Annotated in this window: 12 protein-coding genes; 9 read left to right on the forward strand and 3 right to left on the reverse strand. The window is 55.5% G+C overall.

Features of this window, described 5'->3' with window-relative positions; all coding sequences use genetic code 11:
• Positions 1-5 precede the first annotated feature (5 nt).
• Positions 6-2,420, reverse strand: a complete 2,415-nt coding sequence (locus Fuma_RS16590) for a tetratricopeptide repeat protein (protein ID WP_077025112.1) — start codon at positions 2,418-2,420, stop codon at positions 6-8.
• Between the two features lie 402 nt (positions 2,421-2,822).
• Between Fuma_RS16590 and Fuma_RS16595 the strand changes: the two genes are divergently transcribed.
• From Fuma_RS16595 to Fuma_RS16635, 9 genes are all read left to right on the forward strand, one after another.
• The gene (locus Fuma_RS16595; protein WP_077025113.1) at positions 2,823-4,232 is read left to right on the forward strand and encodes a flagellin N-terminal helical domain-containing protein; all 1,410 of its coding nucleotides are present in this window, start codon (positions 2,823-2,825) and stop codon (positions 4,230-4,232) included.
• Positions 4,233-4,476: 244 nt separating this feature from the next.
• Positions 4,477-6,480: a flagellar filament capping protein FliD gene (fliD, locus tag Fuma_RS16600; RefSeq protein ID WP_077025114.1), complete on the forward strand. Its 2,004-nt coding sequence runs from the start codon at positions 4,477-4,479 to the stop codon at positions 6,478-6,480.
• A gap of 44 nt (positions 6,481-6,524) precedes the next feature.
• On the forward strand, positions 6,525-6,917 hold the full coding sequence (locus Fuma_RS16605; RefSeq protein ID WP_077025115.1) for a hypothetical protein: 393 nt from the start codon (positions 6,525-6,527) through the stop codon (positions 6,915-6,917).
• A 472-nt stretch (positions 6,918-7,389) separates the two neighbouring features.
• The gene (locus tag Fuma_RS16610; protein WP_077025116.1) at positions 7,390-7,821 is read left to right on the forward strand and encodes a SpoVG family protein; all 432 of its coding nucleotides are present in this window, start codon (positions 7,390-7,392) and stop codon (positions 7,819-7,821) included.
• 69 nt (positions 7,822-7,890) lie between these two features.
• On the forward strand, positions 7,891-8,349 hold the full coding sequence (locus Fuma_RS16615) for a molybdenum cofactor biosynthesis protein MoaE (protein ID WP_077025117.1): 459 nt from the start codon (positions 7,891-7,893) through the stop codon (positions 8,347-8,349).
• 5 nt (positions 8,350-8,354) lie between these two features.
• On the forward strand, positions 8,355-9,383 hold the full coding sequence (gene moaA / locus Fuma_RS16620) for a GTP 3',8-cyclase MoaA (RefSeq protein WP_077028351.1): 1,029 nt from the start codon (positions 8,355-8,357) through the stop codon (positions 9,381-9,383).
• A 200-nt stretch (positions 9,384-9,583) separates the two neighbouring features.
• Positions 9,584-10,027: a hypothetical protein gene (locus Fuma_RS16625; protein ID WP_077025118.1), complete on the forward strand. Its 444-nt coding sequence runs from the start codon at positions 9,584-9,586 to the stop codon at positions 10,025-10,027.
• 137 nt (positions 10,028-10,164) lie between these two features.
• Entirely contained in the window at positions 10,165-11,364 is a 1,200-nt protein-coding gene (locus Fuma_RS16630; RefSeq protein ID WP_218922463.1) for a Gfo/Idh/MocA family protein, read from the forward strand.
• Between the two features lie 88 nt (positions 11,365-11,452).
• A complete protein-coding gene (locus Fuma_RS16635) occupies positions 11,453-12,376 on the forward strand; it encodes a D-alanine--D-alanine ligase family protein (RefSeq protein WP_218922464.1) in 924 nt (307 codons plus the stop codon).
• Positions 12,377-12,382: 6 nt separating this feature from the next.
• On the opposite strand, the gene Fuma_RS16640 is transcribed toward Fuma_RS16635, so the two are convergent.
• Together Fuma_RS16640 and Fuma_RS16645 are read right to left on the reverse strand one after the other, a co-directional pair.
• Positions 12,383-13,537 carry a DUF1559 family PulG-like putative transporter gene (locus Fuma_RS16640; RefSeq protein WP_083732105.1) on the reverse strand — a complete coding sequence of 385 codons (1,155 nt, stop codon included), beginning with the start codon at positions 13,535-13,537 and terminating at the stop codon, positions 12,383-12,385.
• On the reverse strand, positions 13,534-14,676 hold the full coding sequence (locus Fuma_RS16645; RefSeq protein ID WP_145944216.1) for a LolA-like protein: 1,143 nt from the start codon (positions 14,674-14,676) through the stop codon (positions 13,534-13,536). Before Fuma_RS16645 ends, Fuma_RS16640 begins: the two co-directional genes overlap by 4 nt.
• Positions 14,677-14,803 lie beyond the last annotated feature (127 nt).

The raw sequence follows: 14,803 nt of genomic DNA on the forward strand, positions 1-14,803 counted from the left end.
CGTCATTATGGCGTCCTCCGTTCGTAGTCGGTCATGTCGATCGCGCCCGAAGGTAGTGCGCCGGGCTCGCCGTCTGCCGACTCACTTTTCGCAGCGGCCGCAGCATTTTTCGCCTTTTCTTCCAGCGAAATTGCATCGGCCGCCGGTAGCATTCCGGCGAAACAGTAAACGGCCGCCTTGTGATTCTGCTGCAATTCGTAGGCTCGGCCCATCAAACGCAGAGCGACTTTTTGAAGTTGTTCATCTTCCGTCACGCCGACCACGTAGCGGCAATGCTGCACGGCCGCCGGTCCGTCTCCCTTATCCAACGCAACCTGAGCCGCCTGAATGGTGATGTGCTGTCCGAGTGATCCGCTGCGATCGGCGTTGATCCCGGCCAGCAACCCGGCCGCTTCGTCAAGGCGGTTGTCGAAGCGATACTGGTTAGCAAGCTTCACCATTGCTCTATCCCGCAACGGAGCAGCCGGCAATCGCTTAATCGTTTCCGTAAACCCTTCAATCGCCTGATCCGTCAGGCCCAGTTCCTCGCAAGCCAATGCATGCAGGTAATACCAATGAGCTCCAAACTGACGGTCCGGCTTTAGTTGCGATAGAGCTGTCACGAGAGCTCGAGCGGCGCGTTCCTTTTTCCCGGGTAGCACGGCAGCATCGAAGCGACTCTTGGAAGACAGAAACGCGGCCGCGTTGTGCTGCTGCTCGTCGTTGAACGCTTCCCGACGCTCCATCAGCACGCTGGATGCGCCCTGAGGACTTTCCGCCATCAAGTAGGCGCTGGAAAGCAGCAACGCCGCGTGCGGTTCGAATTCAGTGCCGCGGCATATCGCGAGTGCACGGACCAGCGACGAAACGGCGGGCTGAAAACGCCCCTGTTCAACCTGCAGTCGACCGACGTACAAGTAGGCGCCAATCTGAGCGTCGAAGTTGTGGGTGGACGAATCGACCACTTTCAAAAACGCCTCTTTCGCTCTGTCAAGTTGTGCGGTCGCCAGATAGCACTTGGCAAGGTTGTGAGCCGCTTCGCCATCGACGCTGGAACGCGGCATCAGTTCCATTTGCAATTGAAACGTGTAGGCCGCATCCACCGGCGATCCGTTTTGATACTGCAAAATGCCTAAAGACACACGGCTGAACCCCGCCTGACTGGAATCAGGCGCGACCACCAGAGCACTGCTAAGCAAACGTTTGCCGGCAGCTCGACGGTAGGAAACAACAGCAGCCTGATCCAGTTCTGTGGCTGCCATCACGTGAATGCCATTGGCTTCATGCCACCAAATCAGGCCGAACGGAGCACACAATCCGTCCAGCAGAAGGCTAAGACTGATGTCGTCGACGTACGCTTGCTGAGTGCGTCCGGCAATGGTGACAATCGCAGCTTCGGAAAGGTGACAATCGAAACCGCTGCGCTTGGTGACCGCAGTGATCAACGATTTGAGATCAGATATCGGCGTGTGAGCTCGCACGTAGATCGTGTCGGGAAATTGATCCGTTTGCTGAAGGATGGTGAAGGTGACCGGTCGCTTTGGCAACGGCTCTTCGCGCAGAAACTCGGGCAATAATTCGAGTTGCCGGTTTGGATCAGTGACCCACTGCGGCATCACCATTCCGTCGTCGTCCAGAAGATGCTCAATCCCCTGCGGCATGAATGACTGACAGAACGCACGTCCACTGACGTGCAGCAACTCACCACGAATGCGCGGCGAAAACACAGTCTGATCCAGCAAGGCGTGTCGCAAAATGCCAGCCGCCAGACTGTCGACTCGCCCCAACGCCGCAAGACATCGCGCTTCGCCCAAACGAGCGACAGCCGCCCATGTGGTGGCGGAAAAGCTGCGTGAGATCTGCTGGTACTGCGTCGAGGCTTCTCGAAAGTTGCCAGCCGCTTCTGAACACAGGGCGAGTCGGTACTGCACGGCCGCTTGAGCCAGCCCGTCGACGTGCTGCCGCGCGAACGTGTAGGCTCGTTGAGCCTGGACGTAGCTGCCAGCCCGAAGCTGTTCGTCAGCCAGCGCGATCTGGTTGGTGATGGGATCAGTGGGATCGGTCGACGGAAGTCCATCAGCGTTTGTCTCGCTGGATGCGTTTCCGAATGCGTTCATCACTTCGTCGGCCGCAGACTGGTCAGCCAAAGCTAATGCGGCAGATTGCCCATCGGAATTTCCTGCGGGTGAATTTCCGGCATCTGCATCTGTTGCGGCCTCATCCGTAACAGTTTCCTCAAAGGGCGATTGCGAAAAAGCGGCCGCCCCCATTTGCGGGTTTCCATTCACCTCAACAGTGTTTTCCTGGCTATCAGGAGCCGGTGAATCGGACAACAGGCCACCAACGTACATCCCGGTCGCCGCCATCAGCAGACCTGTTACGGCCAGGCTGACAACGCGAAGAGTCTTGTATTTCCCTGTGTTTGTGTTGGCGTCTGCCACCGTTGGAAGCCTTCTCACGCGAGATCGCAGCGTTGTGACCGTCACAAACGCTACAGACTCATCGACAACTCAAAGAACGGGAATGAGCCGTTTTTTACGACGCAAGTGGCTGGGGGTTTAAGCGATCAAACTCCGGTTGTCCGGACCTGGTGAAGTTCATCGCTGATGTGACTTCTGAATTTCCCTACCCGAGTGTTTCATCACAAAACCGATGTGACGGCGCACGGGCAGATAATTCGACCAACACTATGGAGACTTCGCGCATTGATCAGCGTGGAGGGCAACAAGGAGCGGGCCGTCCGAGGATGGATGGTAAACAGCGGCATGGAAGCTTGACCCTGTGTGTTCTTCTGCACCTGCGGAAGTTCCGCGTTACAAGAATCTCGATGAGAGGTCTAAGCAATGGCACTTGGAATTACGAACAACGTTTCTTCACTGACAGCTCAACACAACCTTGGCAAAGCGTCAAGAGGTGTGGCTCAGTCTGTTGAACGACTGTCTTCCGGCCTGAAGGTCAACCGCGGTGCGGATGGTCCTGCAGCGTTGGTTATCTCAGAGAAGCAGCGAGCTCAGATTGCCGGTTTGAATGCGGCGATTGATAACTCAGAAAAAGCTGTTTCCCTGGTACAGACAGCCGAAGGAGCGTTGAGCGAAATCAACTCACTGCTGGTCAAGGTGCGAAGCCTGGCAATTGACTCGGCTAACACCGGTGTGAATGATGAAGATGCTCTGGCGGCTAACCAGTCAGAAATTGACAACGCCCTGGACACCATCAACCGTATTGCGAACAACACGCAGTTCGGCACGAAAAAACTGCTGGATGGTTCAGCTGGCGTGAAAGCCACCTCAACCGACAGTGCTGTTACGTTTCTGAAGGGAACTTCAGACACCACAGCCGGTACGTACACCACGACGGTGACAACGGCTGCGGAGCGCGCAAACGTCTCAGCTACGGCTCAGACGACGACTCTAAACACCGACGAAACGCTGACGGTCAATGACGTGGAAATCACGCTGACGGCCGGTCTGACTCAGAACCAGGTTGTGGATCGAATCAACGAATTCACAACTCAGACAGGCGTCAAGGCGGAAATTAACGGCACCACCACGCGTCTGTATACGGAAGACTTTGGCAGCGATGCGGAAATTTCCGCAATTTCCAATGTCGCAGCCTCTGGATCCAGCAGTGGTATAGGGACATCGGCCCTGACAGACGACGGTGTCGACATCGTTGGTACCATCGGTGGTACGTCCTTTAACGGGAGCGGCAATCTGCTGACGGCAGATTCCGGAGCGGCGAAAGGACTTTCCATTCAGACCGCCGCCAGCGCTACCGACGCGACTTCGACGGGAACCACCGTCGCGTCAACTTTGTCGGTTACGGACAATTCGTTGCAGTTCCAGATTGGACCGAACCAGAACCAGACGGCCAATATTTCCATCGACCGAATTAATCCGGTCGCGCTTGGATTTGGTGTCGGTGGCAATCAGTTCAACAACCTGAACGAAATCGATGTTACTTCGGCAGGCCGGTCACAGGACTCATTGGCTGTAATCGACGCCGCCATCGACGACGTTACGAACCTGCGTGGTACGCTCGGTGCGTTCCAGGCCAACACTCTGGAATCGACCGCAAACAACCTGCGAGCGACTCTGGAAAATACGGTCAACGCAGAATCTGTGATTCGCGACACAGACTTCGCAGAAGAAATTGCCAACTTCACCAAGGGACAGGTCTTGGTGCAGGCTGGTACCTCAGTGCTCGGAAACGCAAACCAGATTCCTCAGCAGGTGCTTTCACTGCTGGGATAAGTCTGAACGCGTAAGCGGAAGGAAAACGGTCCGGTCGATTCTGAAGCAATTCAGACATCGGCCGGGCCTTCCTTCGACCATAGTCCAAATCTAACCATCTCAAGCCTCAAATCCAAAATTTCAATTCTGACCTGTCATCGAGGTCAGGCGAAGCGGCAGCACCTTTTGCCAGACAACATGAACGTTTGCTTCGTCTGACCCTGATGACCGGTTGCTCTCCAAAGAATCGTGCTCGGGAATACCCATGGCAATCACAATCGATGGTCTCGTCTCCGGGCTGGACACTGAAGCCATTGTGACCGGCCTACTCGAAATCCAGCAAACACAACTGGATCGGATGGAGCTGAAGCGAGCCGATGCGCTGGCTGAGCAGGCTGTATTTTCACAACTGGAAGGTCAAATGCTGACCTTCCGCAGCGACGTTTCGAAACTCGCCCGCGTTCAGAACAACCCGTTTGAACGGCGGCAGACAACCGTCAGCGACGAAACGATCCTATCCGCGACCGCATCGACCAGTGCGGCCAACGGTGTGTACCGCATGACGGTTGATAGTGTCGCCAGAGCTCACCAGGTGGCATCAACCGGTTTCGCAGACACAGATTCTGAAATCACTCAAGGCACAATCGAACTGCGAGTCGGTTCGGGCGACCTGACATCCATTGAAGTGGATGGATCGAACAACACACTGTCCGGCCTTGCCGACAGCATCAACGCTTCTGATTCCGGCATCACAGCATCGGTGATTCAGGATGCGTCCGGTGGCGCGACACCGTACAAGTTGTTGCTCACGTCGTCCGAAACGGGCAGCGCTAATGCTATCAGCATCAACAACAATCTTGCCGCCACCGCAGGCGATGCAACTCAGCCAACATTTGACTTTGGGAATCCAGTCCAGGCCGCCGCAGACGCTCAGCTAACGCTGGGAAGTGGGCCGGGGGCGATCTCGGTCACCAGTGATTCCAACAAGTTCGACACGCTGATCACGGGCGTGTCGATTAATGTGCTGAATGCGTCCGACGGCGACGAAGTCACTCTTTCGATATCGAACGACAACGCATCGGCTGTTACAGCGGTAGAAGACTTCGTCAATTCCTTTAACGACGTAATGTCGTTTATCGACGACCGATCTCAGTTCAACGAAAACGCGGACGAATCCGGACCGCTGCTGGGAAACCGATCGGCTCAAAACATCCAGCAAAAATTGCGCAACGCGGTCGTGTCTGTTGTACCCGGAGTTAACAACGCAGCGAACCGGCTTTCTGCGATTGGCGTTTCCGTCACAGACGACGGACGCCTGCAATTGGACAAGACACGTCTGAACAGCATCCTGAACGGGGACGACGAAGACATCTCACGCACAGATCTGCGGCGGATGTTTACGCTGGATGCGGAGAGCACCAATTCGAAAATCAGCTTTGTGCTGGGTACGTCTCGAACCAAAGAATCGGACGCTCCGATTCAGGTCGACCTGACTCAGGCCGCCGAAAAAGCAACAGTAACTGCTGGCACGGCGTTGGCCGCGTCGACCGTTATCGATGGGTCTAACCGAACCATCGAACTGGAGCTAGACGGTGCGGAAGCCACCATCTCGTTGAATGAAGGCACGTACACTCAACAGGAACTGGCCGACCACGTTGAAGCTCTGATTCGTGATTCTTCAGAAATGAGAGGCCGCACGGCTAACGTGGGTCTATCCGGTGGCGCTCTCACGGTAACGTCAGACACGTACGGTTCGTCGTCTCAGGTGAAGTTCAAGGATGGGACCGCCTTGGCCACGCTGGGCTTCGCACCTAGTACGGAGGACAAGGGGCGAGACGTAGCCGGAACGTTCACAATAAATGGCGTCACAGAATCCGCAACTGGTCGCGGCCAGGTGCTGACGGGCAACGCTGACAATGAGTACACGGCTGACCTGCAATTGCGAGTCAAACTGTCGCCCGCAGATATCGTCAGCGGTCCGGAAGCCGAAGTGAATGTGACAATGGGGCTGGCAGCGTCACTGGACAATATCCTGGACGGCATGCTGGACCCGGAAAATGGTGGCCTGAAAACGATCGACGATCGCTTCAACGACGAAATTGCCAGCCTGCAGGATGCCTTCGATCGGCAGAAGGAATTATTCGACATTCAGCAACAGTCGTTAATCGAACAATTTGTCGCACTCGAATCTGCCATGTCCGAATTACAGTCGACGAGTGACTTTGTTGGCACCCAACTGGCGTCACTGAGTGCTTCGTCGAAGAAGTAATCCTGTTCACCATAGCCCCGTAACCACGATTTCCAGAACCGTCGATGAATCCGCACAATACGTATAAAAACGCCAAAGCCATCTCGTGGACTCGAATCGACATGCTGTTGTTGATTTACGAGAACGCGATCGAAGCACTGGACAAGGGAATTGAAATTCTGGAGTCCGGGGACTTGTCGGAACTGCTGTTCCAGCGCATCGACGTTCAGCGAAAGGTCCTGCTAATTGCCGAGGGGCTGTCGGTTGACGAAGATCCCACTGCCGCGCACATCATGAACATCTGCGTGTTCATCCTTGATCAGATTAGTACGGAATCGCTGGAAAACTGGAAAAGCAGCCTGAAACTGATCGAAACGCTGCACGAAGGCTTCGCAGCAATCGCCGAAGAAGCTCGCGAGCTGGAACGTAAGGGACAAATCCCTCAGCTGCAGATCTGAAAAAAATCTTCGATAACCTGGCGGGTTATCGGTCCCGACGGCGACTATAAGGTTTTGAATTCATCAAACCCCGCCCATATAGTCCGGCCTGCCGTTCGCAGAACCAGTGTTCACGCGTACATTCAGACTGGAGACCTTCCAAAAAATCCCACAATGGATGGGAATTCCCGCCACCGATCGTACAAAACTGCTAAACCACACGTTATCTGCGTGATCCTGGATACACAACACGACCGTTCGGAACTTGTCCGAAGTAGTCATTGAAGACGTTCACCGCGAATTCTTCGCAGACAATTTGTGCGAATGGAATGTGGCCTTTACAGGTCCCGTGCCCAATTCGGCAGATTACCAGCACTAGTATCCTTCGTCGCAGAACCGTGAATAATCGCTGGCAGGTAGAGGCCAGGAGCCAGCGATTTTCGTCGGTCAAGCGTTTTAGATATGGGGCCAAATATCTGAAGGATTCCGCGCAGTGGAAGTCACTGAAGTAAGAATCAAACTGATGGGCAATGAAGACGATCGTCTTCAAGCATTTTGCTCAATCACTTTTGACGGCGAGTTTGTTGTCCGCGACCTGAAGATCATCGATGGTCAGCGCGGGCCGTTTATTGCAATGCCCAGCCGAAAGCTCACCACAAAGTGTGTGGGATGCACCGCCAAAAACGAAGTTCGAGCTCGTTTTTGCAACGGATGCGGTCGGCGGCTTCCTGAAGATCGGTCGAACTCAGACGGTCGCTCGCGGCTGTTTGCCGACATTGCTCACCCAATCAACGGGGCCTGTCGGCAAAAGATCGAGACGGCTGTCCTGAAGGCTCTTGCAGAAGAGCGTATTCGAGCCAGCCAGCCGGACTACGTTTGCACCTATGATGATTTCGACGAAGTCTGCACCAACCGCTCCGGCTGAATGTGTTGGTTTTAGCGCAAATCCGCCAATCGCGAGTGCAAGGCAGGCTAAGTGCGCTAAAATGCACGGATGATCGAACTCACGACACAGCCTATCGACTTCACGCTTGTCACAGATTCCGTTCGCACGCACGTGGCCGGAGCGGTCGTGCTGTTCATGGGGACCGTGCGAGAATTCACAGGCGACGCTCAGACCTCTTCGCTGGAATACGAAGCCTATCCCAGCATGGCCCTGCAGGCGATGCAGCAGTTGGAAACTGAGGCATGCGAAAAATGGCCTCTGCACAAAGTCAGCATGGTCCACCGCACGGGACATCTCGACCTGGGCGAAATTGCCGTGGCCGTGGCCGTAAGTGCCGGGCATCGCAAAGAAGCGTTTGAAGCCGGGCAGTGGCTCATCGACGCTTTAAAAGAACGAGTTCCGATCTGGAAGAAAGAACGATACGCCAACGGATCGACCGAATGGGTCCACCCGGACGAAACCAACGCCGGCAAACGCGTTGGCACGCCTCAGGGAGGTGCCTCGTGAACACGATCTCTTCTGACCACAATCACGACGGTGGCGGCTCACCACTTCAACTGCTGGATTCGTTTGGTCGAGTTCACAACAATCTGCGGATTAGCGTCACCGACCGCTGCAACATTCGCTGTTTCTATTGCATGCCGGCGGACAACGTCGAATTCATGCCGAAGGAAGAACTGCTTTCGTTTGAGGAAATCGAACGAGTCGTTCGCATTGGGACGACTCTGGGCATCGATCGAGTTCGCCTGACCGGCGGGGAACCACTTGTCCGCCGCGATTTGCCGAAGCTTGTTGAAAAGCTGAGTGCCGTCCCCGGGATCGTTGACATCGGCATCACCACCAACGGTGTGCTGCTGAGTGAACAAGCGTCAGCTTTGCGCGACGCCGGGTTGCAGCGTTTGAATATCAGCCTGGACGCACTCGATCCGGAAGTATTCAAAAAGGTGACTCGGCGAGACAGCTATGACAAGGTGATCGAAGGCATCGCAGCCGCGCGAGCTGCCGGGTTTAGCCCGATCAAATTAAATGCAGTGTCGGTGAAAGGCATGACGGAAGATCAGATCATTCCGTTTGCTGAGTTGGCTCGCGAAACCGACACAGAAGTTCGTTTTATCGAATTCATGCCGCTGGACGCAGACAGCCAATGGCAACGCGACAAAGTGCTGTTTGCCGCCGACATTGTAGCGATCCTCGAAAACCGCTTTGGACCGCTCACACCCGTCCCGGCGAGGAACCCAAACGCTCCGGCGAACGATTTCCAGTTCGCGGACGGTCGCGGGCGCATCGGACTGATCGCGTCTGTCAGCCAGCCATTCTGCAGCAGTTGCAACCGTTTTCGATTGACGGCCGAAGGCAAGCTGCGAAATTGTCTGTTCAGCCATGAAGAAACCGACGTTCGAGGTTTCTTACGAGGCGAAGGCACGGACGAACAAATTGCCGAAGCCATGCTAAGTTGCATCGCGTCAAAGCGGGAGGGCCACGAAATCAACACGGCACGCTTTATCCAACCGGACCGCCCGATGTATTCCATCGGCGGCTGAAGCGCCGTTGGCCGCCGTCGCGACCATGACGACAGCTACACCCGGTGGCTCAAGAAATATCTACCACACGGACACTGAATCAGAACCATTCATTCTTTCATCGCAGGGTGGAGATAGCAGACCGATTGGATATCTTTATAATCCTGCTTGACCATCGAACTGCATAAACTGCGGTTCTCCGCCACGTTTGGGAAAACACCATGAAAACTCTTATCGTAATGCTGGCCGCGGGACTGTCATCCGCTCTGCTGGTCGGTTGCACTGACGAAACCACGTCGTCCGCTGGGGCTGGCGAAGCCGCGAATACTTACTGTCCTATCATGGGCAGCAAAATCGACGGCGAAACTTCAACGGAATGGAACGGCAAGAAGATTGGGTTCTGCTGCCCTCCTTGTGTCGATGAGTGGGCCGAAATGACGGAAGAAGAACGTCAGGCCGCTCTGGATAAAGCCGCCGAAGACGCGGGCGTTGGCCATGAACACGGCGATCAGGATCACGGCGACCACGGACATGCCGAACATGGGGACCACGATCACGGTGAACAGGAACATGCCGGTGGTGACCACGACGAGCGCGGTGACGATGATAAGCAGGACGCGTCGCCCGAAGCTGCCGCACCAGAAGCTGCAGCCAAACCTGAATAGAGTCCCTCGCATGAAAAGTGGCCGTGGGTGATGAAGCCCGGAGTGTTCCAGGACGCCGGGCTTCATGCTGAATTCGGCAGGCCAATTTCGCGACATTCATAGTTCATTCGATGTCACCAAAGAGAATCAATTGAAACATGGAAACCACAAACGGATCGCTTAATCGTAAACTTCGTATGGCACTGGTCGGTGGCGGACAGGGCTCGTTTATCGGTCGCGTGCATGCCACGGCCGCTGTGCTGGACAATCGAGCGGCCTTAGTCGCCGGAGCACTGTCTTCCAATCCTGAACGAGCCAAAGCGTCTGCTCCTGCGTACGACATTGCAGAATCGCGGGCGTACACGTCGTATCAGGAAATGATCGACAAAGAAAAATCGCTGCCGGTAGATCAGCGGATCGACTTCGTTAGCGTCGCCACCCCGAATCACACTCATTTCGAAATCGCCAAAGCGGCTGCCGACGCCGGTTTCAACGTCATCTGCGACAAGCCAATGACGTTCGACTTCGCTCAAGCCGAAGAACTGGTCAAGTCCGTAGAAAAGAGCGGCGTGGTGTTCGCCGTGAGCCACAACTACACCGGCAATCCGCTGGTTCGCCAAGCGCGAGAAATGATTCAGGGCGGCGAACTCGGTGAGATCCAGGCGATTCGTGCAAACTACATTCAGGGCTGGCTGCGGACGGCCATTGAAGCCGAAGACCAAAAGCAGGCAGCGTGGCGCACCGATCCGTCCAAGTCCGGGGCCGCTGGTGCTTTCGGCGATATCGGAACGCACGCCTACAACCTCGGACGCTATATCACCGGGTTGATTCCGGAAGAAATCAGTTGCAACTTGAAGACGTTTGTCGAAGGCCGCAAGCTGGACGATTACGGACACGCCGTTATTCGATACAGCAACGGAGCTCTCGGCACGGTGACTGCGAGTCAGATTTCACACGGTCGTGAGAACGATGCGTTTATTGAAGTGGACGGTACCGAAGGTTCTCTGCAATGGCGGCAGGAAGAACCGAACGTCATGATCGTCCGCAAAAATGGTTCGCCCCATCAGATGTACACGCGAGACCCGAATGCTCCGTTCATGAATGAAATGGGCGCGGCTGCCTGTCGTCTGCCGGCAGGTCACCCGGAAGGTTTCTTTGAAGCATTTGCCAACGTGTACCGCTTCGCCTATGACGCCATGGTGGCTCGAGCAGCAGGCGAATCGTTCGAAACCAAAGACACGATCTACCCCAACGTCTACGACGGCGCGGAAGGCATGTACTTCATCCAGCAATGCGTCGCCAGCAGCGCCGATAACGGAGCGTGGCTGCCAATGAAGTACGAAAACGCTCGGTCGTAGTGCCGGACGCCCTGCAAGCCGACCAAAGCGATCGATCGGAAAGACGCTCGCTGGACGTTCCGACAAGATGTGCCCAAGGCACAAGTCAGTGACAGAGCTGGACTCGAACGCCATGAAGATCCTCGTGCTGGCCGGCGGAACGTCCGCCGAACGCGAAGTCAGCCTGGACAGCGGCGCATGCGTCACGGCAGCGTTGCAGCAACGCGGCCACAACGTCGAACAGCTCGATCCGCGAGACGTGGACATAGCAGATCTGAGCGGCGATTGGGATATCGTCTTCCCGCTGGTTCACGGCACCGGCGGCGAAGACGGAGTGTTGCAAAACGACCTGAACAAGTCTGGTTTGCCCTACATCGGGAGTTCGCCGGAAGCCTCCGCACTGACCTTCGACAAAATTCGCACCAACGAACTGCTCAGGCAGCATGGGCTGGCGGTGCCGGAAAGCGTCGTCGTTCGAAGTGATCAGTCACTCGACGAAATCCGCGAGCTGATCCGCCCCTTGGGTGAGCACTTCGTCACGAAGCCGCCACGGCAGGGCTCCAGCGTGGGCATTACGATTGCGGATTCGATCGAGCAACTGCAGACAGCACTCAGCTTGGCATTTCAGTACGACAGCGAATGCCTTGTTGAACGTTTCATACCCGGTCGGGAAGTCACAGTGGCGCTAGTTGATGGCCAACCGCTGCCAGCCATCCGGATTGTGCCCGCCGTTGCGTGGTACGACTACGAATCGAAGTATGCGGACGATAGAACTCAGTACCTTTTCGAAGACGAAGCCACATCACATTCACTTGGTGAACTCGCGAAACAGGCGTGTGCGTTGTGCGGCGTCACCGGCATTGCACGAATCGACCTGCGAGTCGATGAGAACGAATCGCCGTGGCTGCTGGAAGTCAACACAATCCCCGGCATGACGTCCCACAGCCTTGTCCCCAAGGCCGCTGCGAAGGCCGGTTTGTCACTGGGCGAACTCTGTGAAGCCGTGATTCGTGCGAAGACCGGGTCGGCCTAACCGATACTACTTCAAAGTCTTACCGTCACTGCGACTGCCAGTGTACTGATGCACCTTCACGTCAATCAGAAATGACACCATTCGCACCGAGCCGTCGCAGAAAACGAACAGAGCACCGGCTGGGTGAGCACTCCCGAAGCGGCGGTACTGAGGCGACAGGCCGTCCGGTAAGGGCGGAGCCGTGGTCCAGCGAGCGATGTCCAGATCCACGCCGCTGTACATCGGCTGGTCGAAGCCGTCGTCAGATCCGTCGATGTAGGATTCAGAGGAAACGTTCTTTTCTCCGATCAGATACGTGTTGGATGTGCCGTCGGTCACATCACGAGGGCGGACGGTACTCCGCAGATAGGAAACGCCGGTGGCTTTGGAAACATCGGTCCAGTCGTACGCTCGATCATCGCCTTCGACCAGTGTTTCCGGGCCACCAGGTGTGTCTGTGATGTAGTCGCCTTCGTTGATCGCGTAGTGAGTTGTCGCAACCGGACCAGTCACGTCCGCGTTCTTGAACACCAGCGACGTATTCAGAGCCGTGGTGATCTGAGCTGGCCGAGTGGGGCACGTGAACAACGGCATCGGTGTGTGGCTGAGTTTGTTGAGAGCCGCTCGCTTTTGATTGTCCGGTAATCCGGCCCCGATTTGCTGAAGCGTCTGACCTTCGACGAAAGGTAGCAACTGATAGATCCAGCCGCCCGGTTGTTTGGGGCCAGTGCCGCGATCGGGGTCCGCCATCCACAGATAGCCCCAGCCATTGGACGGATAATAACGATGAGTCGCTTCGAAATTGTGAACCGCGACGCCCAGTTGCCTGAGGTTATTTTGACATTGGGCGCGGCGCGCGGTTTCGCGGGCCATCTGAACGGCGGGCAGCAGTAGAGCGATCAGGATTCCGATAACCGCCAGCACCACCAGCAATTCGATAATGGTGAACCCGGATCTGGCAGCCTGTTTGTAGCGAAAGTCGCGTAGACTTTCGGCCGCTTGTTCTGCGCGCTGCCGAAATTCGAGGTGGGCCGTAGGCCGGAACGAGCCAACTGTGATTCTGCCGGAACTTCGGCCTCGTGTTTGGCAAAATACCGTCAACCTGATGTTATCACGCGAATAGCGGTTTTCGATGTTCCGGCAATGGCGACGGCCTTGTTTCGGGCTACGTCTACGTCTCATGAAACTCTCCGGCGACGGTACATGATGAGGGCAGCGATTAGCAACACAACCACTGCGGCGATACTCATGAACAGCCACGCCCGGCTTGTGGCTCGTTCTTCCTGCCGCATGTGTTCGCCGACCGGCAGATTAGGCTTACCGGGCGCGGCCACCACGTATTTTCGGGCTTCCTTTGGCAGGTTGTCATCAGATACTCGGGTTCCTGGCGGCGGATCGATGTCAAAGTCGGCATCGGTTACAGCCGGATTCACTTCGAACTTGTCCACTTTTATGTTGTATACTGAAACTTTTTCGGTGGAGTCTTCAAAGCGTTGGATCTCCCATGCGGACGGCAGGGGACCATGTTCCGTTTCCTGCCAGTCAATTTTGGTCGTTACCCACAACTTGCCTTTCTGATTCAGACCGTAGCCGTGAACCTGACGAATGATGCGCGGGTCGTCTGCGTCGACCCAGAATTCGTAAAACCGTTTTGACGGATCGGGAACACTACGAAGCACTAAGCATTTGTTTCCCTCTAGTTCGATCTCGCTTCGAAGACGGAACGATGACCGACGCAACTCCGGTTTCAGGTCCGCAGGATCGAAATTCAAAGTGGTATGAATGATACCACACGCATACAGGATCGGATTGTGTTCCAGTCCAAAGACAATAGTTCGCGCACGACCTTTGTATATGTTTAGTTCAGTACCGATCGCTTCGACAGGAGCATTGGCCAGATTGGAAGCGTGGGGTTGGTATTTCTTTGCCTGCTGGCCGTTGAAGTACGACGTTTGGTCGGACGGAATGGAAACGAACTGTTCAGTCTCTGAATTCCAGAACTGCCTAACCGTCTCCACGCGGCAACGCAGTCGACCATTGGCAAAATCCAGCAGGACGTCCGAGAGGATCGGTGTGGTACTGTCTTTCTGCGGCAGGGGTACAATTGGAGCCTTCGACCTCATTCCTTCGGGTAATTGCACATACCCTCGCGGTTCGGACTTTGTTCCCGAGATCTGAAAACTGATCGATTCAAACTGATCCTGCCGGCCGCGCCAAGCTTCGACAACTTCCGGTGCAGATTGCCCCAGACACAGGCTCCCCGTCGCAACGAAATGGACGACGAAGCATAGCGTGGACGTGGCGATGGTGCGTTCAGTCATTATCACGAAAATCATCCAATCTACGGATTGAAACACTCCCAAAGAGAAACAGTACCATTTAGAGTACATCCTTGATTAACGCCATTACCCGTCGACTCGTGAGGCACATTGTCGATGCTAACGCAAA

Origin of the sequence: Fuerstiella marisgermanici, from assembly GCF_001983935.1 — a bacterium.
GTDB lineage: Bacteria > Planctomycetota > Planctomycetia > Planctomycetales > Planctomycetaceae > Fuerstiella > Fuerstiella marisgermanici.

Excerpts from the sequence above, each read along its gene's own strand:
- Fuma_RS16595 (WP_077025113.1), top strand. The coding sequence starts at position 2,823 with ATGGCACTTGGAATTACGAACAACGTTTCTTCACTGACAGCTCAACAC.
- fliD (WP_077025114.1), top strand. The coding sequence starts at position 4,477 with ATGGCAATCACAATCGATGGTCTCGTCTCCGGGCTGGACACTGAAGCC.
- Fuma_RS16605 (WP_077025115.1), top strand. The coding sequence starts at position 6,525 with ATGAATCCGCACAATACGTATAAAAACGCCAAAGCCATCTCGTGGACT.
- Fuma_RS16615 (WP_077025117.1), top strand. The coding sequence starts at position 7,891 with ATGATCGAACTCACGACACAGCCTATCGACTTCACGCTTGTCACAGAT.
- Fuma_RS16625 (WP_077025118.1), top strand. The coding sequence starts at position 9,584 with ATGAAAACTCTTATCGTAATGCTGGCCGCGGGACTGTCATCCGCTCTG.
- Fuma_RS16630 (WP_218922463.1), top strand. The coding sequence starts at position 10,165 with ATGGAAACCACAAACGGATCGCTTAATCGTAAACTTCGTATGGCACTG.
- Fuma_RS16640 (WP_083732105.1), bottom strand. The coding sequence starts at position 13,537 with ATGAGACGTAGACGTAGCCCGAAACAAGGCCGTCGCCATTGCCGGAAC.
- Fuma_RS16645 (WP_145944216.1), bottom strand. The coding sequence starts at position 14,676 with ATGACTGAACGCACCATCGCCACGTCCACGCTATGCTTCGTCGTCCAT.